The sequence below is a fragment of the Dactylosporangium siamense genome (assembly GCF_016862795.1).
Lineage (GTDB): Bacteria > Actinomycetota > Actinomycetes > Mycobacteriales > Micromonosporaceae > Dactylosporangium > Dactylosporangium siamense.
In genome coordinates, this window is the sequence record NZ_BONQ01000110.1 from 151413 (window position 1) to 178144 (window position 26732).

A 26732-nucleotide genomic window follows, 5' to 3' on the forward strand; every position below is an offset into this window, starting at 1 on the left:
CCGGTGCCTGAGCACCGACCGGACGCCGGCGCGCCGGTGTCTGAGTACCCGCCGGATGTCGTCGCCGCCCACTACGCCACCGGTGACTGGACCGCGGACACGATCGCCACCATGGTCGCCCGCAACGACCCTGCCCGGGTCGCGTTCATCGCCCCCGAGGGCACGTTCACCTGGGGCGACTACGACGCGCTCTCGTCCCGCCTGGCCGCGTCCTACGCGGAGGCGGGGTTCCGGCCGGGTGACCGGCTCGCCGTCCTGCTCACCGGCGGGGCGCTCACCCACGTCGCGTACCTGGCCGCGCAGAAGGCCGGGCTGGTCACCGTCGGCATCGGACCCCGGGCCGGCGACGCCGAGATCCGCCACCTTCTCGCCAAGACGGGCGCGGTGGGCCTCGCCACCCGATCGGCGCACCGGGGACGGCCCGGTGCCGAGATCGCCGCCCGCTGCGGCGCGCCCAGGCACGTCGTGCTCGACCTGTCCGGGCTGCCGGCCGGCCGGTTCGAAGGCCCCGGGCTCGGCGCGGACGACCTGTTCTTCGTCAACTCCACCTCCGGCACCACCGGCCTGCCGAAATGCGTCCGGCAGACGATGAACAACCGCAAGTACTTCGGCCCGCTCGCCCACGCCGCCGGCCGGTTCGGCCCGGACGAGGTCTTCGCCAGCGTGCTGCCCGCCCCCTACGGCTTCGGCCTGTGGAGCGCCCACGTCGTGCCCGCCATGTATGGCTACCCGACCGTCCTCGCCGCCGAGTTCGACGCCGCGGAGACGCTGCGCCTCATCGAGCGGCACCGGGTCACCGTCCTGTGCGCCGTCACCGCCCAGTTCATCATGCTGCTCAACGACCCGGCGTTCGCGACCACGGACCTGTCGTCGCTGCGGGTCATGTTCACCGGCGGGGAACGGGTCCCGGTCGCCCGGGCCCGCGAGTTCGAGGACCGCACCGGGTGCGCCGTCCTGCAGTTCTACGGCTCCAACGAGGCCGGCCCGCTGTCGGTGACCACGGTCGACGACCCGCAGCCGGCCCGGCTCACCACCGCCGGCCGTCCGGTCCCCGGCGCCCGGCTGCGGCTCCTGGCCGACGGCGCCGACGTCCCCGGCGGCCCGGGGCAGGTGGCGGCGGCGGGCCCCGGCTGCACCCCCGGGTACCTCGACGACGCCGCCGCGAACGCCGCCCTGTTCCGCCCCGACGGGTGGCTGCTCACCGGCGACGTGGCCACCGTCGACGCCGACGGCTACCTGGCCATCACCGGGCGGATCGCGGACTTCATCATCCGCGGCGGCCACAACGTCAGCGCCCTCGTCGTCGAGGAGGCGGTCGGCGGGCACCCCGACGTCGCGCAGGCCGCGGTGGTCGCCGTGCCCGACCCGGTCCTCGGCGAACGCGTCTGCGCCTACGTCGTCACCCGTGCGCCGCTCACCCTCGACGCCCTGCGCCTGCACCTGGACGCGACCGGCGTGTCGAAGCAGAACTGGCCCGAGTACCTGGTCGACCTGCCCGAGCTGCCCATCGGTACCGGCGGCAAGGTCGACAAGGCCACCCTGCGCGCGGACGCCGCCCGCCGGTTCCCCACCTGACGTACCGGTTACGGTGGCGGCATGGGAGATGCCGCGACGCACCGGGAGCTCGGGGAGGCGGCCTGGGCGTGGACCCTCGCCCAGGTGCGGCACGACGCCGACGGCCTGTGGCTGCCCGCGACGGTCACCGGTGACGACCAGCGACCCGGCAAGTTCCGCGACTCCTTCTACGACGGCATCGCGGGACTGGCGCCGGTCCTCGCCGAGATCCGCCGGCACCGGCCGTGGACGCCGGGCGAGACGGCCCTCGCCGACGCGATCGTCGAGCGGCTGTCGACCGCGGACCGCGACGAGCCCTCGCTGTACGACGGCCTGGCCGGTGACGCCACCGCGCTGCGGCTGCTCGCGCCCGGCCGCGAGGTCGCCGTGCTGGAGCGCCTGGCCCGGCTGCGCACGCCCGCCGGCTGGGAGACCACCCTGCGGGAGGATTCACGCGAGCCGGCGTCGGACGTGGTCATGGGCACCGCCGGGATCGTGCTGCTCGCCGCGTGGGCCGGTGGTCCGCACGCGGCCGAGATCCTGACCACCGGCGGCGAAGCGTTGCTGAAGGTCGCCGAGCCGACCGCGGGTGGCCTGGACTGGCGGATGTGGCCGGGGTACCGCTCCAGCACACCGAACTTCTCGCACGGCACGGCCGGGGTGGCCGCCGCGCTCGCCGTCGCCGGTCGCGCGCTGGGCCGGGCCGACTTCGTCGACGCCGCGCGGCGCGGCGGCGAGCACCTGGTCACCGTGGCGGACCTGGCCGGCGGCGGGTTCGTCGTGCCGCACACGTCGCCGCCGTCGCAGCGGGAGGTCGAGCCGGTCACCTACACCTGGTGCCACGGTCCGGCGGGGACCTCCCAGCTGTTTGCGGCCCTCGCCCTCGCCGGCGTCTCACACGTCGGCGGGTTCGCCGTCGGCGAGCTGCGCCGCCGCTGCCTGCACTCGCTGCTCACCTGCGGGCTGCCCGCCCGCCTGCGCCCCGGCTTCTGGGACAACGACGGGCGCTGCTGCGGCACCGCGGGCGTCGGCGACGTCCTCCTCGACGCGGCGCAGGACGCGGCGCAGGACGACCCGTCGGAGGAGGCGCTGCTCGCCGGCGCCCGGGTGATGGCCGAGGCCCTGGTCGAGCGGGCGCTCCGCGACGAGGCCGGGGCGTTCTGGCGGTTCGTCGAGCACCGGCAGGACCCGCCGCTGCTGCCGCCGGGCACCAGCTGGATGCAGGGCTCCGCCGGTATCGCCGCGTTCCTGCTGCGCCTGGCCCGGGTCGAGGAGCAGGGGCTCACCGCCCCTGTCGTCGACCGGCCGGACCAGTGGTGGGCCGTGCCGCCGGACGTCCGTGCCCGGCGTCCTTGACACGCCGGGTGAGAAGGGTGATTTCCCGGTTCACCCGGTCCGGACCGGATCGGCGACCGCGGATGGCCATTACTGTCGATGCATGCCTCCGGTCCTGGTCCGCCCGAACGTCAGGGTCACCGCAGCCCAGCGCTTCCTCTCCGCCTCCGCGCCACCGCCCTCGTCGACGCGCCGGCCGCGCCACGCATCTGCCCGCGTGGACGAGGCCTCCGCGCCGCGTCCGGCCCGCTCCCGGCTCCGCCTGCTGCCGTCCACCGCCGCCGAGGTCCGGCAGTGGCAGTTGGCGCACGGCACCCACGCGCGGCCGCTGCGCTGACCCGTTCCTGGTGAACCCCCCGAAACTCCGGGTGGCCCGGGCTGCTGCACGCAGGCGCCCGGGCTCCTGGCCGTTTCGGGCCGCTGTGCTCAGGGACGCCCGGGGCCCGGCCCGCCGGTTGCTGCCGTGAACCGGTCCACGAGAGCGGCGTCGGCGAAGACGGTGACGGCGGCGATCCCGTCGGCGGCGACGGTGAGCACCGCCACGCCGTAGGGCTCGCCGTGCCACCAGGCGAGGGCGGCCGGCTGACCGTTGGCGCCGGTCGCCTCCATCCGCCACCCGCCGTCCATCGCCGGCGTCGCCAGGGCCAGGCACGCGGTGTTCCCGTCGGCGCGCACCCCGGACGGCACCATGCTGAGGACCGCGTCGGCGCGCAGCACGCGGGCGAAGGCGGCCGGGTCCGCGTGCTCCCAGGCGGCCATGTAGGACCGCAGCAGCTCGCGCGTGCGCGGATCGGCCGGTTCGGTGATCCGGTCCGGCGCCGGCGCCGCCTCGGCGATGGTGGCCCGGGCCCGCTGCAACGCGCTCTTGACCGCCGCCACGCTGATGTCCAGCATCGTGGCGACCTCGGCGGCGGGGAACGCCAGGACCTCGCGCAGCAGCAGCACGGCGCGCTGCCGGCCCGGCAGCAGCTGCAGCCCGGCGACGAACGCCAGCCGCACCCCTTCCCGGGCCACCACCTCGGCCTCCGGATCGGCGCCGACGAGCGCGGACGGGATCGGCTGGATCCAGTCTCCGGGTTCGGTCACGCTGTCCGACGGCAACGCCCGCCGGCTGCGGCCCGTCAGGGCGGTGAGGCAGACGTTGGTGACGATGCGGTAGAGCCATACCCGCACCGACGACCGCTGCTCGAACGCCGACCAGCCCTTGAACGCCCGCAGGTATGCCTCCTGGACCGCGTCCTCGGCCTCGTCCCACGTGCCGAGCATGCGGTAACTGTGTGCGAGCAGCCCACGCCGCTCGCGCTCGAACACCTCGGTCAGCGCCGTCATCACTGCAGTCTGGTTCATGACCGTGTAGACCGCGGCCGCCCCCGAAAGGAATCGCCGGCCTACCTCCGCAGGCGCTGCCGGAGCTCCGCCTTGGCGATCTTGCCGCCGGAGCCGCGAGGGAGGTCGGGCACCAGCTCCAGCCGCTCCGGCCAGTTGTCGCGGGACACCCCGCGCGCGTCGAGGTGCCTGCGGAGCCCGTCGAGGTCGAGGGTCGCCGCGTCGCGCAGGACCACGAACGCGCAGACCCGCTCGCCGAACGTCGGGTCCGGCACCGCCACCGCGGCCACCATCGCCACCGCGGGGTGCGAGCCGACGTGGTCCTCGACCGCGGCGGCGCTGATGTTCTTGCCGCCGCGGATGATGAAGTCGGACTTGCGGTCCACGACCCGCAGGTAGCCGTCGGCGTCGACGGTGCAGATGTCGCCGGTGAGCATCCAGCCGTCGCCGGTGAACAGCTTCTCGTTGGCGGCCGGGTCGGCGAAGTAGCCCAGGCAGGTGGCGGGGCCCGCGCAGGCGGCCTGGCCGGGCCCGCCGGCGGCGGTGACGTCGGTGCCGTCCTCGGCGAACAGCCGGACCCGCATCGCGTCGATGACCTTCCCGGCGGTGCGCAGCCGCTGGTCGACGGTGTCGGTGACCGAGGTCCGGGACAGGGCGCCGGTCTCGTTGGAGCCGAAGAACTGCAGCACCTTGGCGCCGGTGCGGCGCTCGAACTCGGCGGCCCGCTCGAACGGCACCGCCTCACCACCGGTGAACATGACCCGCAGCGACGACAGGTCCACCTCGGCCGCCACCGGCGAGTTGAGCATCATGATGAACTGGGTGCTGACGCAGCACACCACGGTGACCCGCTCCCGCTCGATGAGCCGCAACGCCTCGTCGGCGTTGAAGCGGGGCATGACCACGGTCGGCGCGCCGAGCAGCGTCGGGGTGAAGTTCGCCGTCCACTGGGCGAAGCCGTAGGGCGCCGGGATCAGCGTCAGGAACACGTCGTCGGCGCGCAGGTCGCCGCACTCGACGGCGAGCTCGTGGTAGTAGAACCACCGGTCCTGGTTGTGCACCACGCACTTCGGCATGCCGGTCGTCCCCGACGTGGAGTTCAGCAGGTGGATCTCACCTCGGCCCAGCTCGTCGGGGCCTTTCGCCGCGACGACGCCGTCCTCGATTTTCCCGATTTCGAGGTGTACGGCGATGTCAAGGCCGTCAACCAGCGCGCTGACCGGCTCGCCACGGTGCTCGGCGTGGCTGACGAGGGCGGTGGCGCCGCCGACGGTCAGCAGGTGGCGCACCTCGAGGCGGGCCGCCCGCGGGCCGATCGCCACGACGATCATGCCGGCCTTCATCGCGGCGAGGTACACGACGTGCACCTCCACACCGTCGGGCAGCAGGACGCCGACGCGGGCGCCGCGGGGGAGCCCGGCGTCTTTGAGCTGCCGTGCGAAGGCGGTCGAGCGGGCGTCGAACTGCGCCCAGGTGAGCCGGTCGTCGCCGGCGACGAACGCGATGCCGTCGGGCCGCGCCGCGGCGTGCCGTCGGACGGTGTCGGGCAGCGTCTCACCGTCGCCGACCCCCGCGAGCCGGTCGGCGACGTAGCGCTCGTGGACGCTGCCGGGCGCCGGCGCGGCGCCGGCGGGGAACAGGTCGTGCACGAAGTACCCCCAGAGGTCTACCAAACAAGCGCTTGGTTGTGCAATTCTGTTCCCAGCCCTTCGAGCGTGTCAAGGTTAGGGAGCGCCGCGTGCCGGATCTCTGGACAGCCCCCGCGGGTACCCCTGTCGACCTCCGGGTCCTGCCCCTGCTGCCGATCCCGCCCGACGCCCACGTCGAGCAACTGATCTGGCACGGCGTCCCGGCCGGCGCCCCGGGCCCGCTGCGGTTGATCGAGGCGGACCGTTCCGCGAGCGGGCGGGTCGTGACGCTACGGTTGCTGCACGGTGCGGGCATCGTCGCCGACCTGCGGGTTCGCCACGGCGCCCCCCGTTCCTCGGCACCGCACCGGCTGCTGCGAACCGCCCTCGGCCCGGGTGCCGCATGCACCCGCACGTTCACGGTGACCGCCGACCTGACCACCGACCACGTCCCGGACGCCGAACCGGTGCTGAGCACCCCGGCGCTCGTCGCGGCGATGGAGGACACCGCCGCCGACGTGCTGCGCCCGCACTTCGCCCCGGCGACCGCGTCGCTGGGCACCTGGATCGGCGTGCGGCACACCGGCCCGGCGCACACCGGACAGCAGTTCCTGGTGACCGCCGTGATCGCCGACGTCCGCGGCCGCCGCTACCTCTTCGACGTGCACGCCACCCTCGACGGCCGCCCGATCGGCGACGGCCAGGTCGCCCAGACCCTGATCAGCCACTGACACCGACCGTCCGCCTCCCGACGCGCTCCACTCCGGGACCGGGCGGTGGGGTGCCGGGACGGGGCGGTGTCAGATGCGGAAGGTGGCGACGACCGCGCGGAGCTCGGCGGACATGCGGTCGAGGTCATCGTTGAGCCGGAGCGCGTCGGTCACGCCGCCCTGGGCGGCGCTGGCCGCGTCGGCGACCCCGGCGATGCCGTGCGCGATCTCCGCCGAGCCACCGGCCGCGGCGTTGACGCTGCGGTCCATCTCGGCGGTGACCGCCGCCTGCTCCTCGACCGCGGCGGCGATCGTCTGCTGATACTCGTTGATCTTCGCGATGATGTCGCTGATCCGGGCGATGGCCTCCACCGCGTTGCCGGTGTCCTGCTGGATCGCCTCGACCCGGCGGGAGATGTCCTCCGTGGCCTTCGCCGTCTCCTGGGCGAGGTCCTTCACCTCGCCGGCGACCACGGCGAACCCCTTGCCCGCGTCGCCGGCCCGGGCCGCCTCGATGGTGGCGTTGAGGGCGAGCAGGTTGGTCTGCTCCGCGATCGAGGTGATCACCTTGACCACGTTGCCGATCTCGGTCGAGGAGGCACCGAGCCGCGCCACCGTCTGATCGGTGGCGTTCGCGGCGTCGACCGCGTCGGTGCCGACCCGGACCGCCTGGGCCGCGTTCTGCGCGATCTCCCGGATCGAGGCGCCCATCTCGCTGGAGCTGGTCGCGACGGTGTCGATGTTGCTGGAGACCCGTTCGGCGGCGGCGACGATTCCCTGGGCCCGGTTGCTGGAGTCGTTGGCGCTGCGGCCGAAGCCCTTGCTGACCGTGTTGAGCTCGCCGGACGTGCTGGCCAGGGCCGTCGCCGAGTGGTCCAGCGTGCGCACGACGCCGTGGATCGACGCGGTGGCCTGGTCGAGCGCGTCGGCGATGAGCCCGAACTCGTCCTTGCGTCGAAGCCCGAGGCGCCGGGTCAGGTCCCCGGTCACCATGGCGTCGAGGTGCGCGAGGATGGTCCGCGCCGAGATGAGCAGGGGTTTGATCCCGAGATACGCGGCGACGGCGTTCATCACGGTGAGCACCGCGATGAACAGCACGGCGGTGGAGAACTTGATCTCCGCCGCGTCGGTCCACGACAGGATGGCGAACCCGAGCGCTCCGACGACCAGCGTGGAGCCGATCTGCCCGCTCAATCCGACGAACATGATGGAGCGGGCGGGCCTGCGTGATGCCTGGGGAGAGGTCACACCGGCCGATCGGCACACGGCGCGTCAGTCTGAGGAAAACGGGGGAGACGCGAGGACCGACGCCGGGCGGGACGCGAGGTGGGGCCGCACCCAGGTGGCGAAGTTCTGGACGGCCTGGTCGGCGACGCTGGTCGTACCCGCGGCCATCTGGAACGTGTGCTGCTGCCCTGGAAACACCTCCAGGCGCGACAGCTGCGACGCCGCCCCGGCCCGGGCGTGCAGGGCGCGGCTGTCGTCGACCAGCGCCTCGTCGCCGCCCGCCTGGATGAGCATCGGCGGCAGCCCGGTCAGGTCGGCCCGCAGCAGGTCGATGCCGGGGTCGGTGGCGCTCGCCGGGCCGAGGAAGCCGGCGGCGAGGCCGTCCACGAGGTCCTTGTGGAAGAACGGGTCGGCGTCGGCGTTGGACCGGTAGCTCGCGCCGCGCTGGGCCAGGTCCACCCAGGGCGAGATGAGCAGCATCGCGGCCGGCAGCGGCAGGCCACGGTCGCGGGCCCGCACCGCCAGGGCCAGCGCGAGCCAGCCCCCGCACGAGTCGCCGGCCAGCACCAGCGGGCCGCCGCCCTGGTCGAGCAGCCAGGTGTAGGCGCTGGTCACCTGATCCAGTTGCGCGGGGTACACCTGTTCGGGGGCGTACGGGTAGCTCACCAGCAGCGCCTTCGTCCCGCTCGCGGCGGCCAGGTGGCCGGCCAGCTTGCGATGGGTCCAGACGCTGCCGCTGATGAACCCGCCGCCATGGATGTACAGCATGACCGCGTCGCTGGTCGGGGGCTCCACCCACAGCGCCGGCCGGCCGGCCACCGAAACCTCCCGGTGGGTGACGCCTGCCGGTTCCGCGGTCAGCGCCTCCCACGGTTCGGTCTCCTCGACCACACCCCGGAACAGCTCATCCATGCGGGTCCAGTGCCGGCGAACCGGGTCGTCGTCCACGTTCATCATTTCTCCCGTCCATCATTGGGTACGGGATGAAGACCGCCGCCGTGGTCGAAAGGAATCGGTGCAGCGTCAAAGGGCGTCAGACGAGGTCGCGCAACGCCCGGTGCTGACCCGCACCGCACCGACGGAGCATGGATCGCGAGGGGTCAGGTGCTGAGCCGCACCTGGGTGGACATCTGCTCCACCAGCGGCGCCCAGACGTGCGGCGGCAGGTTGTGGCCCATGCGCGGATACGTGACCAGGCGCGACCCCGGGACCTTGTCCAGCAGTGCCTTGGGGCCGCTGGGCCGCACGATCGGGTCGTTCTCCCCGTAGACGATCAGGGTGGGCACGGTGATCCGGCCGACGTCGAGCGTCCCCTTGGTCGCGCGGCCGGCGGCCAGCTGGCGGCGCTCCGCTGCCGGGTCGAAGGGCCGCCGGTCGTAGCAGCGCTCGGCCACCTCCCGCGCCCACGGCTCGTCGAAGCTGCCGTCGGGTGAGGCGACGAGGCGGAAGACGTCCACGAGGCGTTGGACCTGTCCCTCGCGATCGGCGGTGTACCGGCGGCCGCCCAGCTTGAACAACGGCGCGAACCTGATGTGCCGCAGGGCGGCGAGGCTGCTCGATGCGGGCATGGTCATCATGGCGGTCACGCTGCGCACCCGCTGCGGGTGCAGGACGGCCAGCATCTGGCAGATCGCGCTGCCCATCGAGGCGCCCGCGATGTGCGCGGAGCCCCAGCCGAGCGCGTCCATCACGGCGAGGGCGTCCTCGACATACGCCACCGAGGAGTACGGCGGCTTGCCCTGCCCGAGCAGCGCCTGCCACCACTTCTGCTGACCGGCGCGGTCCTGCGGGCCGCCGAAGTGCGTCGACAGGCCGGAGTCCCGGTTGTCGAATCGGGCCACCTGGAAGCCGGCCGCGGCGAGCGCTTCGCAGAACGGGTCGGGCCAGAGCAGCATCTGGTGCCCCAGTCCCATGATCAGCAGTAGTGGCTCGCCGCCCTCCTCGCCGAAGGTCTCGTAGGCGAGCTCCACGTCGCCGTTGCGGGCTATCTTGACCGTCATGTCGCACCTCCCCGTTTCCGATACGACTGTATCATAAAAACGTGCCGAAGCTTGTAGACCAGGACGCCCGCCGTCGTCACATCGCGGACACGGTGGTGCGGATCATCGGCACGCGCGGGATCGAAGCCGCCACTGTCCGCGTCGTCGCCGCGGAGGCCGGCGTGTCGGCCGGTGCGGTGCAGCGGTGTTTCGCGAGCCGGGCCGAGCTGCTGCGCTTCGTGCTGCAGCACATCAACGTCCGCTTCACCGCCCGGGTGGCGGCCCGGATGGCGCGGCAGCCGGACCCCGCTGACGAGGCCGTCGGGCTGCGGGTGGTCATCGACGAGATGCTGCCAGTGGACGACGAGCGCCGCCTGACGTCCGCGGCCACCCTCGCGCTGCTCGCCTACAGCGCGACCGAGCCGCAGGCGGCCGAGGTGATGCGGGCCGCGTACACGGGCGCGCACACCTTCTTCCGGCGCGCCTTCACCGAGGCGTCGGCGATCGGGCTGTACGCGGTGATCAGTGGCCTGCAGGGCCCGCTGATCGTCGGCGCGATCACCCCGGAGCAGGCCTGGTCGGTCGTGGACGCCGCCATCGCGAGCGCCGAGAAGCGGTGATGTCGCCGTCGCAGGCGCCGATAAAAGCTGAACGCCGCAACCGCCGAGAAGCGGCGAGCGCCGGCCTCAGTTGCCGGACATCACCCCGAACACGGCCGCGACCGGCACCGGCCCGGCGCACCGTGAGTCGTTCGACCTGCCCCGGTTGTCGCCCATGAGGAACACGGCGTCCTTCGGCACCATGACCGGCCCGAACCGGCGCGACTCGCAGGAGGCCGGGTTCGGCGGCACCTCCAGCGCCGCGTCCTGCGCCACGTAGGCCTCGTCGAGCGGTTCACCGTTGACGGTCACCTTCCCGGCCACGGTGCAGCACGCGACGGTCTCGCCGCCGATGGCCACCACCCGCTTCAACAGCGGCGACGAGGTGCCGACCCAGTGCGCCTGGTCGCCGTGGAAGAGCACGACGTCGCCGCGTTTCGGCTGGTACGCCGCTGCGAGCTTCCGCACGGTGATGACCTGCCCGGCCTTCACCGCCGGCTCCATGCTGACGCCACCCTGCGTGAACTGCTCGGTCGGGTCCGACGACGCGTTCGAGGGCGCGTCCCCGCACCCGGCAGCGCCGGCGAGCGCGACGACCACCAGCACCAACCACGGCCTTCTCATCCGGCCGATCCTGCCAGAGCCGGACGCCCCGTGTGGCCCGCCGGCCAGTGGTGCACAAGGCGCGGCGACCGCATGGTCAATCGTTCGTGAGCAGCTCGCGCAGGCGGCCGCGCTGGATCTGGCCGGTCGCGGGGGTCCGCGGGATCGACGCGGCGACGGCAACCCGGCGCGGCACCTTGAATCCGGCCAGCCGGCCGTCCACATGGGACCGGACCTGCGCCACCGACGGCGGCGGGCAGCCGTCCGGGACCACGAACACCGCGCAGACCACCTCGCCCCAGCGGTCGTCGGGCAGGCCGACGACCGCGACGTCGAGGACGCCCGGCAGGTCGCGCAGCGCGTGCTCCACCTCGGCCGGCCCGACGGACTCGCCGCCGGTGCGGATCACCTCGCGGGTGCGGCCGGTCAGGAACAGGTACCCGTCCTCGTCGACGCGGCCGAGGTCGCCGGAGCGGTACTCCCCGGCCAGCGGCGCGGCGCCGAGGTAGCCGTTCATGAGCGCCGGGCCCGCGACGCAGACCTCGCCGTCCGGCGCCAGCCACAGGGCGTTCGGCGTCGCGGCCCGCCCGACGCTGCCGGGCTTGCGGGCGAGATCCCAGTCGTGCAGCGCCGCCATCCGGCCGGCCTCGGTGGAGCCGTACAGGATCGTCGTGGTCGTGCCGGGCAGTCGCTCCTTGATCCGTTCGACCAGGTCGAGGGCGACGCTGGAGGTGCCGGTGTCCGCGTGCAGCAACGAGCGCAGGTCGGCGGCGCGGTGCTCGCGGTCCAGGAGGCGTTCCCACACCGCCGGGATGCAGTACAGCGCCGACGGCCGCCGCCGCTGCACCACGTCGATCATCTCGACGGCGTCGGCCCGGCGCACCAGGTGCACGGCGGTGCGGTGCTGCCAGGCCTCCATCACGTAGTGCCAGCCGCCGTAGTGGTACAGCGGAAACGTGCACACCACCCCGCCGGGCCCGCGCAGCCCGCTGGTGAACGTGCCCCCGCCGGGCGCCGCCCGCAACCAGCTCGCCCGATGGCTGACCAGCGCACCCTTCGGGGTGCCGGTGCTGCCGCTGGTCAGGTAGACGATGTGCGGCGCGGCGTCGTCCACGGTCCGCCGCTCGAACCGGCTGGATCCGTTTTCCAGCAGCGGGTGGGCGACGACTTCCGCCTCGCCGAACGCACGATCCGACAGCACGAGCCTGGGCGCCAGGTACCGCTGGACGGCGGCGAGCTCGTGCTCGGGCAGCGCGGGATTGACCGGCGCGAACACCGCACCGAGCCGCGCGCAGGCGACGAACACGTCCAGGACCCGCAGCGTCGGCGCGGCGCACCACAGCACGACGTCACCCGCGCCGACCCCGAGCCCGGCCAGGGCGTTCGCGGTCCGGTTCCCGGCGACGTCCAGCTCCGCGAACGTCACGGCGTCCGGGCCCAGGGTCGCGGCCGTCTGGTGCGGGACGGTCAGCGCGGCAAGCGTGACGATGTCGCCGATGAGCAGGCTCATGCCTGGTCCCAGGCGCCGATGGTGACCTGGGCCGGGCCGAGAGCGCCGTGGGCGGCCTTGTTTCCGGTGATGTCGAGGGCCTTCGGCAGCGCGTCCATCCCCTCGAGGCGGTGGCTCACCAGGCAGTCCACGTCGACGTCGCCGCGGCGCACCAGGCGCAGCGCCTGCTCGAACGCGCCGCCGCCGGGGGAGTAGCCGCCCGCGCCGGACCGTGGGTGCAGCAGTGCCACGGACCGCTCCCGCAGCAGGCCCAGCGGCGCCGGCGCCTCCCGTGGCAGCACCGCCACCATGACGATCCGCCCGCCGCGGCGCACGCAGCGGGCCGCGAGGTCCAATGTGGACGTCCCGGCGAGCCCGGCGCCCGGCATCCCGCCCGCGGTCTCGAACACCACGTCGGCGCCGATGCCGCCGGTCGCCGCCAGGACCGCGGCCTGGACGTCCTGCGCCGCGTCGACGACGAGGTCGGCGCCGGCCTGCCGGGCGAGCCGGCGCTTGGCGGGGCTGCGGCCGGTGACGATGATCTGACCGGCGCCGCCGTGCCGGGCGACCTGCGTGTGCAGCACCCCCATCACCCCGGCGCCGAGGATCAGCACGCTGTCGCCGGGCCGCACCTCGGCGATCGCGTGCCCGTGCAACGCGCCGGCGAGCGGCTGGACGCCAGCCGCCTGCGACGCGGTGATCCCGTCGGGCACGGCGACGACCGACTTCGCCGGCACCGCGACCCGCTCGGCGAACGCCCCGGGCCTGGTGAACCCGAGCACCCCGGGAGAGGGGCAGGCGTCCGGGCGGTCCCGGCGGCACGCGGCGCAGGTGCCGCAGGCGGCCGTCTCCACGGCGGTCACCCGGGTCCCGGCCGGGAACCCGGGGCCGGGCGTGCTGATCACCCCGGCGAACTCGTGGCCGCCGAAGCGGGTCGGCCCGGCCGCCAGCCGGGCGGCGAGCACCTCGTGCATGGCGACCGGGTCCCCGGCGATGAGCATGCACTCGGTGACGCTCGGCTGGACGCAGGCGACGTCGATGACGACCTCGTCCGGCCCGGGGACGGGGTCCGGGACCTCCTCCACGGTGGTCTTGCCGAAGCCGTGCAGTACCAAAGCCCGCATGTCGTGCTCTCCTCGGCCGTGCTTGACGGTGCGGTTAGATTTTGTATTCAATATTCAAATCACGTCAAGGGGAGGTCGGATGGAGCGGGAGCTCGTTGTCAGCGGGGTGGGCGGGCAGGGCATCCAGCTGCTGGCCAAGACCCTCGCCCTCGCCGCCACCAGGGAGGGGCGCTACGCGATGCTGGCCGCGGACTACGGCGGCGAGATGCGCGGCGGGCCGTCCAAGGCGGCCGTCGTCGTCGGCGACGCCCCGCTGCAGGCCCTGCCGATCCTGCCGTCGGCCTGGTCGGCGATCTTCGCCCACCACCGCTTCGCCGAGGGCGTCCAGGACCGGCTGCGCCCCGGCGGCATCGTCGTGGCCAACACCCCGCTCGTCGACCCGTCCGGTTTCCGCCCTGACCTGCGTGTGTTCGCGGTCGACGCGATGACCGCGGCGAAGGCCGTCGAGGCGCCGCAGGCCTCCGGTTTCGTGTTGCTCGGTGCCTACAACGCCCTGACGCGGATGGTCGAGCCGGCCGCGCTGGTGGCGGCGATGGAGGAGCTGCTCCCGCCGTACCGCCGCCAACACGCGGAATCCAATGCCCGAGCGATCGCCGCCGGCGCCGCGACCGTGGAGGTGTCAGCATGAGCCTGGAGCTGCTCGACGGTGGGGCGGCGATGGCCGAGGCCGCGATCGCCGCCGGTTGCCGGTTCTTCACCGGTTACCCGATGTCGCCGTTCACCGGCCTGCTCGAAGAGATGTCGCGGCGGCTGCCGGCCGCCGGCGGGGTGTGCCTCAACGCGGAGAGCGAGATCGAGGGCGTCAACATGACCCTCGGCGCCGCCGCGGCCGGCGCCCGCGCCGCGACCGGCTCGTGCGGGCAGGGCATCGCGCTGATGCAGGAGGCGATCGCCGAGGCCGCGCTCAACGAGACCCCGTTCGTCGTGTTCAACCTGGCCCGCAACCAGCAGGACTACTTCCAGGCGACCCGGGGCGGCGGCTGGGGCGACTACCGCACGATCACCCTCGCCCCGAAGGACGTCCCCGAGGCGGTCGAGCACACCCAGCTGCTGTTCCATCTCGCCGACAAGCACCGGGCGCCGGTCATGCTGTACGGCGACCCGCTCCTGGCCCAGACCCGCGTCGGCGTCGACGTCCAGCCCCGGGACTTCGGCCCGCTGCCGGCCAAGGACTGGGTCCTGGACGGCACCGGCGGCGGCACCGGCCGCAGCCGCCAGATCTGGACCTGGGCGATGGGCAAAGCCAACGACCCCGGCCCGGGACCCGACGGGCACTGGCGCGCGATCGCCGACAAGTTCGACCGCATCGCCGCCGAGGAGCAGCGGCACGAGGAGTCCATGGTGGACGACGCCGAGACCGTCGTCGTCGCGTTCGGCACCGCCGCGAAGTTCGTCGAGCACGTGGTGGCCGGGCTGCGCGCCGAAGGCCACCGCATCGGCTGGTTCCGCCCCGTCACCCTGTGGCCGTTTCCGGGCGCCGCGCTGCGCCGGGCCACCACCGGCGCCCGCAACGTCCTGGTGTTCGAGCTCAACGCCGGGCAGATGCTCGACGACGTGCGCATCCACGCCGCCGACCGCGACGCCGTCCGGTTCGTCGGCGGGGTCAGCATCGCCGAGTCCGGACTCTCCTACGGTCCCCTGCTGGACGCCCCCGCGATCCGCGAACGAATCCTAGGTGGTGCGACATGATCATCGACACGTCCGGACCGCCGGTCCTCCCGGCCAAGCAGGTCGCCGACTTCAAGCCCAGCCTGCTGCTCGGCGAGCACTCGCTGTGCCCCGGCTGCGGCGAACCCGTCGCCCTGCGCATCCTCCTGGAGGTCCTGCAGGAGCTCGACATCGTGCAACGCACCATCGGGGTCGTCGGCCACGGCTGTTACGGCAGCTTCGTGCGCATCATGGACGTCGACGTCCTGCAGTGCCTGCACGGCCGCGCCCCCGCCTGCGCCACCGGCATCAAACGGGTCCGGCCCGGCGTCGCCGTGTTCACCCTGCAGGGCGACGGCGACATGGCCAACGAGGGCCTGCAGGAGGTGCTGCACGCCGCCGCCCGCGGTGAGAACATCACCTGCGTGATGCTCAACAACGGGGTCTTCGGCGACACCGGCGGCCAGCAGACCGCCACCACCGTCCTCGGCCAGCGGACCAAGACCAGCATCGACGGCCGCGACCCGGAGCTGCACGGCTACCCGATCCCGGTCGCCGACCTCGTCGCGTCACTGCGCGGCAGCGCCTACGTCGCCCGCGGCGCCGTCTCCACCGCCGCCGGGGTGCTGCAGGCCAAACGCATGCTGCGCAAGGCGTTCCAGACCCAGCTCGACGGCGCCGGCTTCAGCCTGGTGGAGATCCTCACCATGTGCCCGACCGGCTGGTTCGTGCCGACCGCCGAAGGCCCGACCTACCAGCAGGGCACGATGGAGCAGACCTACGGCATCGGCGAGCTGGTGACCCGGTGACCCTGCCCCGCGCCAACACCAGCGAGGCGGTCGCCGCCCATGTCCTGGAGCTGCTGTTCGCCGGCGAGCTGCGCAGCGGCCAGCGCCTCGACCTCGACGAGATCGCTTCGCGACTGGGCGTGAGCCGGGTGCCGGTCCGGGAGGGACTCATCCAACTCGAACGCGACGGCCTGGTCGAGCGGGCCCACTACAAGCGGGCGTTCGTGGCCGAGTTCGACGACGCGACCGTCCGCGAGGCGTTCGAGTTGTACGGCATGCTCAGCGCCCTGACGAACCGCCGCGTCGCCGCGCACCGCGACCCCACGGTCCTGTCGGATCTGCGGAAGCTCGACGAGCGCCTGGCCGACTGCGACGACCCCGGCGAGTTCGAGTCCCTGGCCCGGGAGTTCCGCCGGGTGGTCAACGTCGCCGGCGCCCGCAACCACCTGCGGGCGCTGCTGCGCACGTTCAGCGGCCTGGTCCCGGCCGCGGCCAGGTTCTCCATCGACGACGCGCTGCCCGCCGAACGCGCCGCCCTGCACGCCGAATACGCCGCCATCCGGGCCGGCGACCCGGACGCCGCCGGCGCCGCGGCCCTGGCCCACCTGCGCCTCACCGCGGACAACGCCGTCGCCGCGTTGCGCCGCCGTGGGGTCTTCCCACCGTCCGAACTGGATGATGCCGAGTGGACGGACGCGGCGGCCGTCCTGAAGGGAACCACTCCATGAGCCGTGGCACGCTTGTCATCGACGTCGACCGCTGCAAGGGCTGCGAGCTGTGCCTGGCCGCCTGCCCGCCCAACGTGCTGAGCATGTCCGCGACCGTCAACGAGCAGGGCTACCGGTATCCGGAGCTGCACGACGGCTGCACCGGCTGCACCGCCTGCCAGATCGTCTGCCCCGACTTCGTCTTCGCCGTCTACCGGTTCACCCCCGCGTCCTGACGCTTGTCCTTCATGCACAGGACGACGCCCTTGCCGCCGGAGCTGTCGCGCGGGTGAGCCACCACAGGGCGGCCGCGGCGATCACCACCGCGGCCGCCGCTGCGATCAGGCGCGTTCCGGTCGGTTTCGGCATGCGCCACAAGCGTCAGCGCATCCATCGACGCACAAGCCGCTCTCAGCGCCCGGCGAGGGCGATCGCCAGGCAGAAGCCGACGAGCGCGGTGCCCTGCAGGACCGCGCGCAGCGTGATGACCGAGTCCCAGCGCGCCTGCAGCGACCGGGCGTCGGCGGGGGTCTCGCCGGCCTCGCTCGCGGCGATGAGCACCTTGTTGATCGGCAGCGAGATGCGGTTGAAGATGACCAGCCAGGCCAGCAGCAGCACCAGGCCGACGGCCGCGGCCAGCCCGGCGGCGAGCCAGCCGGCGACCAGGGCGCTCCCCGTGGTCAGGGCGGCGGCGACCACGCTCACCACGCCGGGCACGGGCAGGCGCTGCCCACCGAGCCGGTGGCTGCGCCCGACGATCTGGACCATCGCTTCGTCGTCGATCTCGGCGTACGCCGGGCGCATCACGACCGCGCCGAGCACATCGGTGCCGAAGATGACGGCGGTGCAGACGGCGGCGACGACGGCGAGGGCAACGGTAAGGACGAGCATCGGTGGCTCCTTCAGTCGAAATCTAGCGGTGCTAGGAATCTAGCACTGCTAGCATGGAGTTGTGAAGCCACCAACCAAGGCTCAGGTCGCCCGGGCGGAGCGCCGGGACCGGATCGTCGCCGCCGCCCGCGAGATCGCCCAGGCAGACGGCTGGGACGCGGTCACCGTGCGGCGCCTCGCCGACGCGATCGGGTTCAGCCAGCCGGTGCTGTACAGCCACTTCCCCGACGGCCGGGACGGCATCGTGCGGGCGGTCGCCCTCGACGGCTTCGCCCAGATCGCGGCCGAGCTCGCGGGCGCACCCGCGACGGTCCGGTCGGTGGCCGAGCGGTACCTCGCGTTCGCCCGCCGGCACCCGGCGGTCTACGAGGCCATGTTCTCGGGGCCGACGGACCTGCCGTTCGCCACGGCCGAGACGCCGGAGGCGCTCCTGGCGGGCTTCGCGGCCATAGCGGCCGTGGTCGGCGGCGACGACGCACGGGCCGAGACGCTGTGGAGCGCGCTGCACGGCATCGCGGATCTCGCCCGCCACGGCCGCCTGCGCCCCGACCTCGAGGCCGACCGCCTCACCGTTCTGGTGGAGCTGTTCGCCTGACCCGGGGACCTTGCCGGTCCTCAGGGGCGCTCGTCCAGGCTTGAGCACCGGCAAGGGCCACTGCGGGCAACGACGGTGCGGTGCGCGACTGGCACTGTCGGTAAAGCGTCGCAGGTGATGCCAAGCAATCGACAGACGTGATTGCCTGCGTGGGTCCTGTCCGCTCCTTTCCGCCAGAAGGAGGGTCCATGCGCAAACTGTTCGCCCTGTCCATCGCGCTGGCCACCGTGTTCGCCGGGGTCACCGTCGCCGCCTCGCCGGCCTCGGCGGCGCTGCCCGACGCCCACGGGTTCGTGCTGTGGAACGGTGCCGCCACCGTCGCGTCGGGCACCTGGCCCGCCGCGACCAGCGTCGCCGCCGGCCCGTCCGGGGTCTACACGATCAAGTTCCCCGGCCAGGCCGCCAAGGGTGGCGTGGTCCACGTGACCGCGATCAACACCGGCCCCCGGTTCTGTCAGGCCGTCAAGTGGGGCCCGTCCGGCCTCGACGAGATCGTCGTCGTGCTGTGCTCGCAGCCCGGCGGCGCGCTCGCACCCACGGCGTTCAGCGCCTTCTTCGAGAGCAGCTCCGGCCCGGCCGGCCCGATCAACGGCGAGTTCGGCTACGTCGACTTCAACGACGCGACCGGCACGATGATCGACCAGTACAACTCGGTCGGCGCGCTCAACAGTGTCACCCCGCTCGGCGGCGGCGTCTACGAGGTGAAGCTGCCCGGGCTGTCGACGGCCGGGCCGATCGACGGCAGCCTCCAGGTCACCGCGGTGAACGGCACGCCCGCCCGGTGCAAGGTGCGCAACTGGACGTCCAGCCCGGGCGGTCAGGTCGCCTATGTCGCCTGCTTCACCTCGACCGGCGCGCCGTTCAAGACCCGCTTCACCCTGACGTACCAGTACAACCAGTCGCTGTGGGGGGCCGGCTGGCCGCCGCGCTACTTCGGCTACCTGTGGTTCCGCCCGCCGGTCGGGCCGCCGACGACGAACTTCAACTCCCAGCTCGGCTTCGGCGCCAACACGCTCGCCGGGGCCGGTGTCGGCCTGTCGCTGGTCACCTTCCCGCGCCTGGCCGTCCTGCCGGACAACGTCCAGGTGACCGCTTCCGGTGGGAGCTCGGAGTTCTGCAACCTGCTCTTCCCGTGGACGCACACCGCGACCGACACCATCGTGCGCGACGTCGCCTGCTACAACAGCGGCGGCGCGCCGGTGAACACCGGCTTCCTGATCAGCGCCAACTCCAACGCCTGACCGGCAAAGGCACGTCCCGCCCCGCCGCCCCGCTGTCAGGGCGGCGGGGCGATCCAAAAACAACCAAGCGATTGCTTGATTTTACGGTACGGCACCTCTTAATCTTCTAAAAGATTTGGAGGTGAGCCGTGACCCTCACGACAGCACCTGCCGGCCCGTCCGACGCGCCCATGCGCGACGGCGGGACCGCCACCTGGTCGCCCCGCATCACGCCGCCGATCGGCGTCGACCTCACCGACCGGCAGGCCCTGGCCTGCGCCTTCCGCATCCTCGGCCACAGCGGCTTCAGCGAGAACATCGCCGGCCACATCACCATGCTGAAGGGCGACCCGAACGACGACGGCGCCATGTGGGTCAACCCGTGGGGCCTGTGGTGGGAGGAGATCTCCGCCTCCGACCTGTGCGTGGTCGACCGCAACGGCACCGTCCTGGAGGGCCGGTGGGACGTCACCCCGGCCATCCACATCCACACCGAACTGCACCGGATCCGGCCCGACGCCAGGGTCGTCGTGCACAACCATCCGTACTACGTCACCGTGCTGGCCGCGATCGGCGTACTGCCGCAGATCGTGCACCAGACCGGGTGCATGTACGACGGTGACCTCGCCCTCGTGCACGAGTACACCGGCGAGGTCGACGACGCCGCGCTCGGCGCCGACCTGGCCCGCCGCATCGGCGACGCGTCCGTGGTCATCCTCGCCAGCCACGGCATCATCGTCACCGCCCCCACGATCCAGGAGGCGACGTACCGGTCGGCGAGCATCGACCGCGCCTGCCGCCTCGCCTACGACGTCATGCTGCTGGGCCGCGACCCCCTCGAGATCGCCCCCGGCCTGCGGCACGGCATGAAGAAGTCACTGATCGAGCGCGGCACCGACGTGTACTGGGCCGGCGCCGTCCGGTCCCTGCTGCGCCGCGAACCCGAAGTCCTGAACTGAGAGGCGACGCCATGGCATCCATCGACGAGCTGCTGCAGAACACCGCGTTCACCGTCGCCGACCGCTCGAAGGTGACCTTCCTGCCGGACCCGCCCCGGCAGCCCCGCAAGTACACGTTCATCTCCGTCGACGACCACATCGTCGAGCCGCCGGACGCGTTCGAGGGCCGGATGCCGGCGAAGTTCGCCGAGCAGACGCCCCGCGTCGTCGAGCAGGACGGCAGCCACGTCTGGATCTACGACGGCAAGGAGTTCCCGAACGTCGGCTTCAACGCCGTCGTCGGCCGGCCCGTCGACGAGTACAGCATGGAGCCGAGCCGGTTCGACGACATGCGCCGCGGCTCGTGGGACATCCACGAGCGCATCAAGGACATGGACCTCAGCGGCGTGTACGCGTCGCTGTGCTTCCCGTCGTTCCTGCCCGGGTTCGCCGGGCAGCGGCTGCAACTGTCCACGAAGGACACCGAGCTGGCCCTCGCGGCGACCCGCGCCTGGAACGACTGGAACATCGAGGCGTGGTCCGGCGCGTATCCGGACCGCATGATCCCGTGCCAGCTGCCGTACTTCCTGGACCCGGAGGTCGGCGCGAAGGAGATCTACCGCAACGCCGAACGCGGCTTCAAGGCCGTCACGTTCACCGAGGCGCCGCACCTGCTCGGCATGCCGTCGCTGCACACCGGGCACTGGGACCCGATCATGCGGGCCTGCGAGGAGACCGGCACGGTCATCAACCTGCACATCGGCTCGTCGGGCACGTCGCCGTCGACCGCCCCGGACGCCCCGCCGGACGTCGTGGGCGTGCTGTTCTTCGGGTACTCCATGTTCTCCGCCGTCGACTGGCTCTACTCCCGCATCCCGGTCCGGTTCCCCGACATCAAGATCGTGCTGTCGGAGGGCGGCATCGGCTGGGTGCCCGGCCTCGTCGACCGGCTCAACCACATGCTCAGCTACCACGAGATGTACGGCACCTGGAAGGGCATCGACCTCACCCCGGCCGAGGTCCTGCTGCGCAACTTCTACTTCTGCGCGGTCGAGGACCCGTCGTCCTTCGCGCTGCGGGACGTCATCGGCGTCGACCACATCTTCCTCGAGCAGGACTACCCGCACTGCGACTCGACCTGGCCGCACACCCAGCGCACCATCGAGGAGGAGATCGGCGGCCTGCCCGACGCCGACGTGCGGAAGATGACCTGGGAGAACGCCTCCAGGGTGTACCGGCACCCGGTGCCACCCGCGGTCCAGAACGACCCCGACGCGTACTAAACTGCGGCCCCATGGTCTCCGCCGACCGGCTCGCCGAGCAGGTGGCCGACCACATCCGCGGTCAGATCGTGCGCGGTGAGCTCGCCGACGGCGCCCCGCTGCCGAAGTCGGAAGAGCTGATCCAGCGGTATCCGGTGAGCATGCCGACGTTCCGCGAAGCCATGCGCATCCTGGAGGCCGAAGGCCTCATCACGGTTCGCCGGGGACGGCTCGGCGGTGCGGTCGTGCACCGGCCCTCCCCGGCGAACCTCGGCTACAACCTGGGACTCGTCCTCGCCGCGCAGCGCACCGGCATCGACGACGTCGCCACCGCACTGCGCCACGTCGAGCCGGCCTGCGCCGCCCTGTGCGCCGGCCGGCCCGACCGTGCCACCGCGGTGGTCCCCGTGCTGCGCGAGCTGCATGAGGAGTACCTCGCCCGCATCGACGACCTGGTCGAGGTCGTCGGCGTGTCCCGGCGCTTCCACGAGGCCCTCGTGGGCCTGTGCGGCAACCCGCCCCTCATCGTGCTCGCCGGGGCCCTGGAGGCCCTGTGGTCCAGCCACGAGCAGGACTGGGCCACCCGTATCCGCGAGACCACCGGGGTCCCGCTGCGCGAACGGCGGGCCGCCGGCGAGGTGCACGGCCGGATCCTCGCGCTCATCGAGCAGGGCGCCGCCGACGAGGTGCACCGGCTGGTCACCGAGCACCTCACCGCCGCCCAGCGCAACCCCAGCCCGGCCGGCCCGGCCGCGGTGATCGACGCCGGGCTCATCCGCCGTCAGCCGTAGCGACGGGCGCGGGTATTTTCGAAAAGCTATCGGTATGCGGCCCTTCGGCGCGAGCATGCTGGGTGACAGACCATTCGGACGGGCGAGGCGGCGATGATGGGCACGGAACCGGCGGACCAGCTCGCGGTGCGCCGGGCCAATCTCAGCCGCACGCTGCGCCACATCCGCGCCGCCGGCCCGGGATCCAGGGCCGCGATCGCCGCCGCCACGGGCCTGCACAAGACCACCGTGTCGAGCCTGGTCGAGGAGCTGCTCAGCCGCCGGCTGGTCCGGGAGACCGGCCTCGAACGCTCCGGCACCGCCGGCCGGCCGGGCCGCGGCGTCGCGCTGTCACCGGAGCTCGGCGCGGTCGGCATCGAGCTCAACGTCGACTACCTGGCGGTGCACGGCTGCGACCTGACCGGGCGCACCGTCGTCGAGCGGCGGGTCAGCTTCGACGCCGCCCGCCGCGACGTCGAGGGCTGCCTGGACGACCTGGCCGAGGCCGCCGACCGGGCCCTGGCCGAACTGGTGGCGCGGGGCGTGACCCCGGTCGGGCTGACCGTCGCGGTGCCGGGCCTCGTCGACGTCGCCCGGGGCGTGGTCGTCGTCGCGCCCAACCTCGGCTGGCGCGACGTCCCCGTCGTGTCCCGGCTGGCCAAGGGCCTCGACCCGGCGCTGCGGGTCGGCGTGGACAACGACGCCAACCTCGCCGCGCTCGCCGAGTTCACCTGGGGCGTCGCGGCCGGCACCGCCGACCTCGTCTACCTCACCGGCTCCGTCGGCGTCGGCGGCGGCGCCATCGTCGACGGCCGCCTGCTGCGGGGCGCCGACGGGTTCTCCGGCGAGATCGGCCACCTGCCGGTCGAACCCGTCGGCGACCCGTGCGGCTGCGGCCGGACCGGCTGCTGGGAGACCAAGGTCGGCCTCGCCGAACTGGTTCGCCGGATCACGCCCGAGTTCGCGTACGGACTCGGCGACGGCCCGATTCCCGACCCGCAGGAGCGCATCGCCGAGGTGCGCCGCCGCCTGGACGCACGGGACCCGGCGGCGGTCGACGCGGTGACCGGGATCGGCCGGTGGCTCGGCCACGGCGGCGCGATCCTGGTCAACCTGTTCAACCCGCGGGTCGTCGTCCTCGGCGGCTACTTCGCCGACCTCGCCGACCACCTGCTGCCGGCGGCGCAGGCGCAGCTGACCCGGCTCGCCATGGCGTCGCCGGCGGCCCGCTGCCACTTCGTGGCCTCCGACCTCGGGTTCACCGCGGCGGCCCGGGGTGGCGCGGGTGCCGTGATCGAGCGGATGATCGACGACCCGACGACAGTGCCCGCCGACGGCTGAAACCTACTCGCGCTCGACCCGCCGGAGCCCCTGCGCGGGCGTCCACCACTCGACGACGAGCAGCGTCGCCGCGTCGTTGAGGTGGGTGTGCACGACCTCAGCGATCTCGGCGCGGAAGCGGTCGCCGTCCGGCCCGTCGGTGATCGGCCCCGCCGCGACCGCCCGGCCGGCGATCTTCGCCTCGCCCGGCCACTGCGCCTCGGCGCCCTCGACCGGGTCGACCGTGGCGCTGTGCAGGGCGAAGCGCGGATCGCGGCGCAGGTCCGCGCCCTTGCGCGCCCGTGCCATCGAACCGAAGACCAGGTCGCCGTCGGTGAAGACCACCTCGATGCCGGAGATCCGCGGCGACCCGTCGGCCCGCAGGGTGGCGACGGTCTGGTGCCGGTGCGCCTCGAACAGGGCCCGCACCCGCTGCGCGAACTCGGGTGCGGCCTGCTCGACGTCCCGCCATGCCGTCATGGATGGACCCGGCTCAGTTGGCGGCCAGGACGTCGACGACGAAGCGCAGCGTGCCGATCGGCTTGCCGCTGGACGGGTCGTCGCCGTAGGCCAGGTTCGACGGGATGTCCAGCTGCACCCGGCTGCCGACCTTGATCCCGACGAGACCCTGGTCCCAGCCGGGGATGACCCGGCCGCCGCCGAGCTGGAACTCGAGCGGCTGCTTGCTGTTCCAGGACGCGTCGAACTCCTTGCCGTCGACGAAGGTGACACCCACGTAGTTCACCGAGATCGTCTGGCCGGCCTGCGTGGCGGCGCCCTTGCCCTCGATCAGGACGGTCGGGGTGAGCTTGGTGACGGTCCCGGTGCCCTTCGTGACCACGGGCTTCGTGGACAGCGCCGGGTCGGCGCCCTCCGGCACCGGCGGGAACGGCTTCTGCGCGGCGGTCGACGGGTCCCCGCTGGCAGGGGCACCGGCGGACGACGCGAGACCGGGCTGCGCCGGGTCGCTGCCGTCGGACCGCAGGGACAGCCACACCACCAGCGCGATGACGGCGATGACGGCCGCCGCGGCACCGACGACGCTCAGGAACTGCTTGCGCTTGGCGGCGGCGACCTCCCGGGCCCTGGCCTCTCTGGCGGCGGCGCGTTTCTCGGCCTTCGACAGCGGGGTCTGGCCAGGGCGGGTAGGTGCGGCCGGGCGCTGCCGGCTGGTCACGCGTTCGGTCACGGGAACACCGTACGTCACCGCACCGTCCGGACAAGTACCTCCCGGCAAGCTCCCAGCAAACCCGGACATCGACCGCCGCCTCCAGCGGTGACGGCGTTGCCGGCGAGGGGTCAGCTGACCGGCTGGCGGTCGTCCAGCCCGAGGTTGTGGTGCCAGGACCCGCCGGTGGGCGGGGTGTCGAAGGCGGCCGCGGCGACGGCGTTGCCCTCCAGGTCGTTGTCGTGGACGCGGCCCGACCCGCAGCTGCCGGCGCCGGTGATGCGCAGCCCGTGCGTCTGCGTCCGGGGCTCCTGGCGGTCCCAGGCCCGGTTGTCGCGGACGGTCGGGGTGTCGGTGGCGGCGGCAAGGGTGATCCCGGCCCGGGCCTCGGGGGAGTCCGGCAGCCGGAACCGGGTCCCGTGCGGCGGGGTGCCCTCCGGCCAGGCGGTGGCGGCGCCGGGGCGGACCGGCGCGAGGTAGAGCTCGGTGGCGGTGTTGGCCACGACGATCGCCTGCTGCGCGCCGGCGGCGACCATCTTGCCGGTGTGGCCCCCGGGCGGCCAGTCCGCGGCGGTGTCGTGCAGGGACAGCCGGGTGTAGGAGGCGGTCGCGCCGCCACCGTGGGCCTCGGGCGCGGCCTGCCGGCCGTTGCCGCGCAGCCGGTTGCCGGCGATGCACGCGTCGAGCACGGGGGAGTCGATGAAGATCCCGTCGAGGGCGTTGCCCCAGATGTCGTTGCCGGTGATGGCCACGTCGGCGGCCGGGTGCGCGGCGTTGCCGGGCAGGCGGGCGACACCGAGGGCGTCCGCGCGGTCCTGCAGGCCTGACGGGCCGAGGCCGTGCTGCCAGTACCCGTAGCGGCCGTTGCGGCTGATGCGGTTGCCGTCCAACGTGTACGGGCCGGGGGTGTTGCCGATGGCGACGCCGTCCCAGATGTTGCCGTCGATGACGCAGCCGGTCACGATGCCGCCCCGCCCGGCGACCGACGACGTGCCGAGCGCCGACACGTCGTAACCGGCCTGGTGGTTGCCGGTCATCGTGCACGCCGAGACGATGAGCCCGTCGGCGCCCCAGTCGGAGATGCCGAAGCGGTTGGCCTGGGCGTGGCAGCCGATGATGCGGATGCCGCGCGGCGGGGTCCAGCGGCGCTTCTGGAGCTCGACGAAGATGCCGTTGGTGCCGTTGCCGACCGTCGTGCACGAGGTGATCGTGAGCCGCTCGGTGTCGCCCCAGCCGCCGATGCCGATGCCGATGCCGGCGCCGCCCATCTCCTCGCCGTTGTTCAGCCGGCCGCAGTGCACGGCCAGGACGTCGTCGACGACGGTGTCCTGCAGGAAGTCGCAGCCGAAGCCGGTGGCGCCGGTGTCGTGGATGAACAGGTCGTGGAACCGCCCGCGCAGCACGTACTGCAGGAACAGGCCCTTGGCGTTGACGTCGTACGCGGGCAGCGTCACGCCGGAGCCGTCGATCTCGAAGTGCGCGAAGGTGCAGTCGGCGATGTGGTTGTCCCGGCCGGCGTCGTGGTCCCGGGTCGTGAAGAACGCCAGCGGCGTCGGCGAGGTCGGCTTGCGTGGGTTGGACAGCAGGAACCGGGTGGCGGCCGGCCCCGAGCCGGTCAGCGACACACCGTTGCGCCATCTGACGCCGTCGTCCTGGATCGAGTACGCCCCGGGCGGGCAGTGGATGGTGCGGGGGCGGCCGTCCGCGGCGAACGCGGCGCCGAGGGTGTCGACCAGCGCGGTCAACGCGGGCTGGTCGTTGGTGGTGCCGTCACCGGTGAGTCCGTGCGCGTGCGCGTCGTAGACGAGCGGGTCGGCTGTTCGCATCACGACCATCCCCCTCTTCGAGTCGC

The 26732-nt window shown here is 73.1% G+C and carries 29 protein-coding genes; 16 read left to right on the forward strand and 13 right to left on the reverse strand.

Annotated elements, in window-relative coordinates; translation table 11 throughout:
• Window positions 1-3: 3 nt before the first annotated feature.
• The 3 genes from Dsi01nite_RS35340 (at window position 4) to Dsi01nite_RS35350 (ending at window position 3226) form a co-directional block, all read left to right on the forward strand.
• Window positions 4-1575, forward strand: a complete 1572-nt coding sequence (locus tag Dsi01nite_RS35340; RefSeq protein WP_203850692.1) for a class I adenylate-forming enzyme family protein — start codon at window positions 4-6, stop codon at window positions 1573-1575.
• A 21-nt stretch (window positions 1576-1596) separates the two neighbouring features.
• Window positions 1597-2910, forward strand: a complete 1314-nt coding sequence (locus Dsi01nite_RS35345; protein ID WP_203850693.1) for a lanthionine synthetase LanC family protein — start codon at window positions 1597-1599, stop codon at window positions 2908-2910.
• A gap of 82 nt (window positions 2911-2992) precedes the next feature.
• Window positions 2993-3226, forward strand: coding sequence for a hypothetical protein (locus Dsi01nite_RS35350; protein ID WP_203850694.1), 234 nt, complete (start codon window positions 2993-2995; stop codon window positions 3224-3226).
• Window positions 3227-3315: 89 nt separating this feature from the next.
• Here Dsi01nite_RS35350 and Dsi01nite_RS35355 read toward each other — a convergent pair whose 3' ends face one another.
• The gene (locus tag Dsi01nite_RS35355; RefSeq protein ID WP_203850695.1) at window positions 3316-4236 is read right to left on the reverse strand and encodes an RNA polymerase subunit sigma-70; all 921 of its coding nucleotides are present in this window, start codon (window positions 4234-4236) and stop codon (window positions 3316-3318) included.
• A gap of 41 nt (window positions 4237-4277) precedes the next feature.
• Window positions 4278-5888, reverse strand: coding sequence for a class I adenylate-forming enzyme family protein (locus Dsi01nite_RS35360; RefSeq protein ID WP_203850696.1), 1611 nt, complete (start codon window positions 5886-5888; stop codon window positions 4278-4280).
• Between the two features lie 65 nt (window positions 5889-5953).
• On the opposite strand from Dsi01nite_RS35360, the gene Dsi01nite_RS35365 reads away from it, so the two are divergent.
• Complete coding sequence (locus tag Dsi01nite_RS35365; RefSeq protein WP_203850697.1) at window positions 5954-6574, forward strand: thioesterase family protein; 621 nt, start codon at window positions 5954-5956, stop codon at window positions 6572-6574.
• 69 nt (window positions 6575-6643) lie between these two features.
• Here the strand turns inward: Dsi01nite_RS35365 and Dsi01nite_RS35370 are convergent, their stop codons facing one another.
• The 3 genes from Dsi01nite_RS35370 to Dsi01nite_RS35380 form a co-directional block, all read right to left on the reverse strand.
• On the reverse strand, window positions 6644-7747 hold the full coding sequence (locus tag Dsi01nite_RS35370; RefSeq protein WP_239136400.1) for a methyl-accepting chemotaxis protein: 1104 nt from the start codon (window positions 7745-7747) through the stop codon (window positions 6644-6646).
• Window positions 7748-7825: 78 nt separating this feature from the next.
• A complete protein-coding gene (locus tag Dsi01nite_RS35375) occupies window positions 7826-8737 on the reverse strand; it encodes an alpha/beta hydrolase (protein ID WP_203850699.1) in 912 nt (303 codons plus the stop codon).
• Between the two features lie 143 nt (window positions 8738-8880).
• Window positions 8881-9780: an alpha/beta fold hydrolase gene (locus tag Dsi01nite_RS35380; protein WP_203850700.1), complete on the reverse strand. Its 900-nt coding sequence runs from the start codon at window positions 9778-9780 to the stop codon at window positions 8881-8883.
• 41 nt (window positions 9781-9821) lie between these two features.
• On the opposite strand from Dsi01nite_RS35380, the gene Dsi01nite_RS35385 reads away from it, so the two are divergent.
• A complete protein-coding gene (locus tag Dsi01nite_RS35385) occupies window positions 9822-10379 on the forward strand; it encodes a TetR/AcrR family transcriptional regulator (RefSeq protein WP_203850701.1) in 558 nt (185 codons plus the stop codon).
• Window positions 10380-10445: 66 nt separating this feature from the next.
• On the opposite strand, the gene lepB is transcribed toward Dsi01nite_RS35385, so the two are convergent.
• The 3 genes from lepB to Dsi01nite_RS35400 all read right to left on the reverse strand — a co-directional run bounded on the left by lepB (window position 10446) and on the right by Dsi01nite_RS35400 (window position 13574).
• Entirely contained in the window at window positions 10446-10982 is a 537-nt protein-coding gene (lepB, locus tag Dsi01nite_RS35390; protein WP_203850702.1) for a signal peptidase I, read from the reverse strand.
• A gap of 76 nt (window positions 10983-11058) precedes the next feature.
• On the reverse strand, window positions 11059-12471 hold the full coding sequence (locus Dsi01nite_RS35395; protein ID WP_203850703.1) for a class I adenylate-forming enzyme family protein: 1413 nt from the start codon (window positions 12469-12471) through the stop codon (window positions 11059-11061).
• A complete protein-coding gene (locus tag Dsi01nite_RS35400) occupies window positions 12468-13574 on the reverse strand; it encodes a zinc-dependent alcohol dehydrogenase (protein WP_203850704.1) in 1107 nt (368 codons plus the stop codon). The genes Dsi01nite_RS35395 and Dsi01nite_RS35400 overlap by 4 nt, the downstream gene beginning before the upstream one ends.
• A gap of 79 nt (window positions 13575-13653) precedes the next feature.
• On the opposite strand from Dsi01nite_RS35400, the gene Dsi01nite_RS35405 reads away from it, so the two are divergent.
• The 5 genes from Dsi01nite_RS35405 to Dsi01nite_RS35425 are packed head-to-tail and all read left to right on the forward strand — an operon-like array spanning window position 13654 to window position 16952.
• The gene (locus Dsi01nite_RS35405) at window positions 13654-14202 is read left to right on the forward strand and encodes a 2-oxoacid:ferredoxin oxidoreductase subunit gamma family protein (RefSeq protein ID WP_203850705.1); all 549 of its coding nucleotides are present in this window, start codon (window positions 13654-13656) and stop codon (window positions 14200-14202) included.
• Window positions 14199-15263 carry a hypothetical protein gene (locus Dsi01nite_RS35410; RefSeq protein WP_203850706.1) on the forward strand — a complete coding sequence of 355 codons (1065 nt, stop codon included), beginning with the start codon at window positions 14199-14201 and terminating at the stop codon, window positions 15261-15263. The genes Dsi01nite_RS35405 and Dsi01nite_RS35410 overlap by 4 nt, the downstream gene beginning before the upstream one ends.
• On the forward strand, window positions 15260-16030 hold the full coding sequence (locus Dsi01nite_RS35415; protein ID WP_203850707.1) for a thiamine pyrophosphate-dependent enzyme: 771 nt from the start codon (window positions 15260-15262) through the stop codon (window positions 16028-16030). Before Dsi01nite_RS35410 ends, Dsi01nite_RS35415 begins: the two co-directional genes overlap by 4 nt.
• Window positions 16027-16737, forward strand: a complete 711-nt coding sequence (locus tag Dsi01nite_RS35420; RefSeq protein WP_203850708.1) for a GntR family transcriptional regulator — start codon at window positions 16027-16029, stop codon at window positions 16735-16737. Before Dsi01nite_RS35415 ends, Dsi01nite_RS35420 begins: the two co-directional genes overlap by 4 nt.
• Entirely contained in the window at window positions 16734-16952 is a 219-nt protein-coding gene (locus tag Dsi01nite_RS35425; RefSeq protein WP_203850709.1) for a 4Fe-4S dicluster domain-containing protein, read from the forward strand. The genes Dsi01nite_RS35420 and Dsi01nite_RS35425 overlap by 4 nt, the downstream gene beginning before the upstream one ends.
• Here the strand turns inward: Dsi01nite_RS35425 and Dsi01nite_RS35430 are convergent.
• Together Dsi01nite_RS35430 and Dsi01nite_RS35435 are read right to left on the reverse strand one after the other, a co-directional pair.
• A complete protein-coding gene (locus Dsi01nite_RS35430) occupies window positions 16928-17110 on the reverse strand; it encodes a hypothetical protein (protein WP_203850710.1) in 183 nt (60 codons plus the stop codon). The genes Dsi01nite_RS35425 and Dsi01nite_RS35430 overlap by 25 nt on opposite strands.
• Window positions 17111-17127: 17 nt before the next feature.
• Window positions 17128-17607, reverse strand: a complete 480-nt coding sequence (locus tag Dsi01nite_RS35435) for a DUF1772 domain-containing protein (RefSeq protein WP_203850711.1) — start codon at window positions 17605-17607, stop codon at window positions 17128-17130.
• Window positions 17608-17668: 61 nt separating this feature from the next.
• Here Dsi01nite_RS35435 and Dsi01nite_RS35440 point away from each other — a divergent pair, with 61 nt between their 5' ends.
• From Dsi01nite_RS35440 to Dsi01nite_RS35465, 6 genes are all read left to right on the forward strand, one after another.
• A complete protein-coding gene (locus Dsi01nite_RS35440) occupies window positions 17669-18202 on the forward strand; it encodes a TetR/AcrR family transcriptional regulator (RefSeq protein ID WP_203850712.1) in 534 nt (177 codons plus the stop codon).
• Between the two features lie 188 nt (window positions 18203-18390).
• The gene (locus Dsi01nite_RS35445) at window positions 18391-19443 is read left to right on the forward strand and encodes a hypothetical protein (RefSeq protein WP_203850713.1); all 1053 of its coding nucleotides are present in this window, start codon (window positions 18391-18393) and stop codon (window positions 19441-19443) included.
• A gap of 128 nt (window positions 19444-19571) precedes the next feature.
• Window positions 19572-20381 (forward strand): class II aldolase/adducin family protein, encoded by an 810-nt coding sequence (locus Dsi01nite_RS35450; RefSeq protein ID WP_203850714.1) that lies wholly within the window; start codon window positions 19572-19574, stop codon window positions 20379-20381.
• An 11-nt stretch (window positions 20382-20392) separates the two neighbouring features.
• Window positions 20393-21643, forward strand: coding sequence for an amidohydrolase family protein (locus Dsi01nite_RS35455; protein WP_203850715.1), 1251 nt, complete (start codon window positions 20393-20395; stop codon window positions 21641-21643).
• An 11-nt stretch (window positions 21644-21654) separates the two neighbouring features.
• Entirely contained in the window at window positions 21655-22413 is a 759-nt protein-coding gene (locus Dsi01nite_RS35460) for a FadR/GntR family transcriptional regulator (RefSeq protein WP_203850716.1), read from the forward strand.
• A 93-nt stretch (window positions 22414-22506) separates the two neighbouring features.
• Window positions 22507-23733 (forward strand): ROK family transcriptional regulator, encoded by a 1227-nt coding sequence (locus Dsi01nite_RS35465; RefSeq protein WP_239136401.1) that lies wholly within the window; start codon window positions 22507-22509, stop codon window positions 23731-23733.
• 3 nt (window positions 23734-23736) lie between these two features.
• Here the strand turns inward: Dsi01nite_RS35465 and Dsi01nite_RS35470 are convergent, their stop codons facing one another.
• From Dsi01nite_RS35470 to Dsi01nite_RS35480, 3 genes are all read right to left on the reverse strand, one after another.
• The gene (locus tag Dsi01nite_RS35470; RefSeq protein ID WP_203850717.1) at window positions 23737-24192 is read right to left on the reverse strand and encodes a pyridoxamine 5'-phosphate oxidase family protein; all 456 of its coding nucleotides are present in this window, start codon (window positions 24190-24192) and stop codon (window positions 23737-23739) included.
• Window positions 24193-24205: 13 nt separating this feature from the next.
• The gene (locus tag Dsi01nite_RS35475; protein ID WP_239136402.1) at window positions 24206-24901 is read right to left on the reverse strand and encodes an FKBP-type peptidyl-prolyl cis-trans isomerase; all 696 of its coding nucleotides are present in this window, start codon (window positions 24899-24901) and stop codon (window positions 24206-24208) included.
• A gap of 110 nt (window positions 24902-25011) precedes the next feature.
• Window positions 25012-26706, reverse strand: coding sequence for a right-handed parallel beta-helix repeat-containing protein (locus Dsi01nite_RS35480; protein ID WP_239136403.1), 1695 nt, complete (start codon window positions 26704-26706; stop codon window positions 25012-25014).
• Between the last annotated feature and the right edge of the window lie 26 nt (window positions 26707-26732).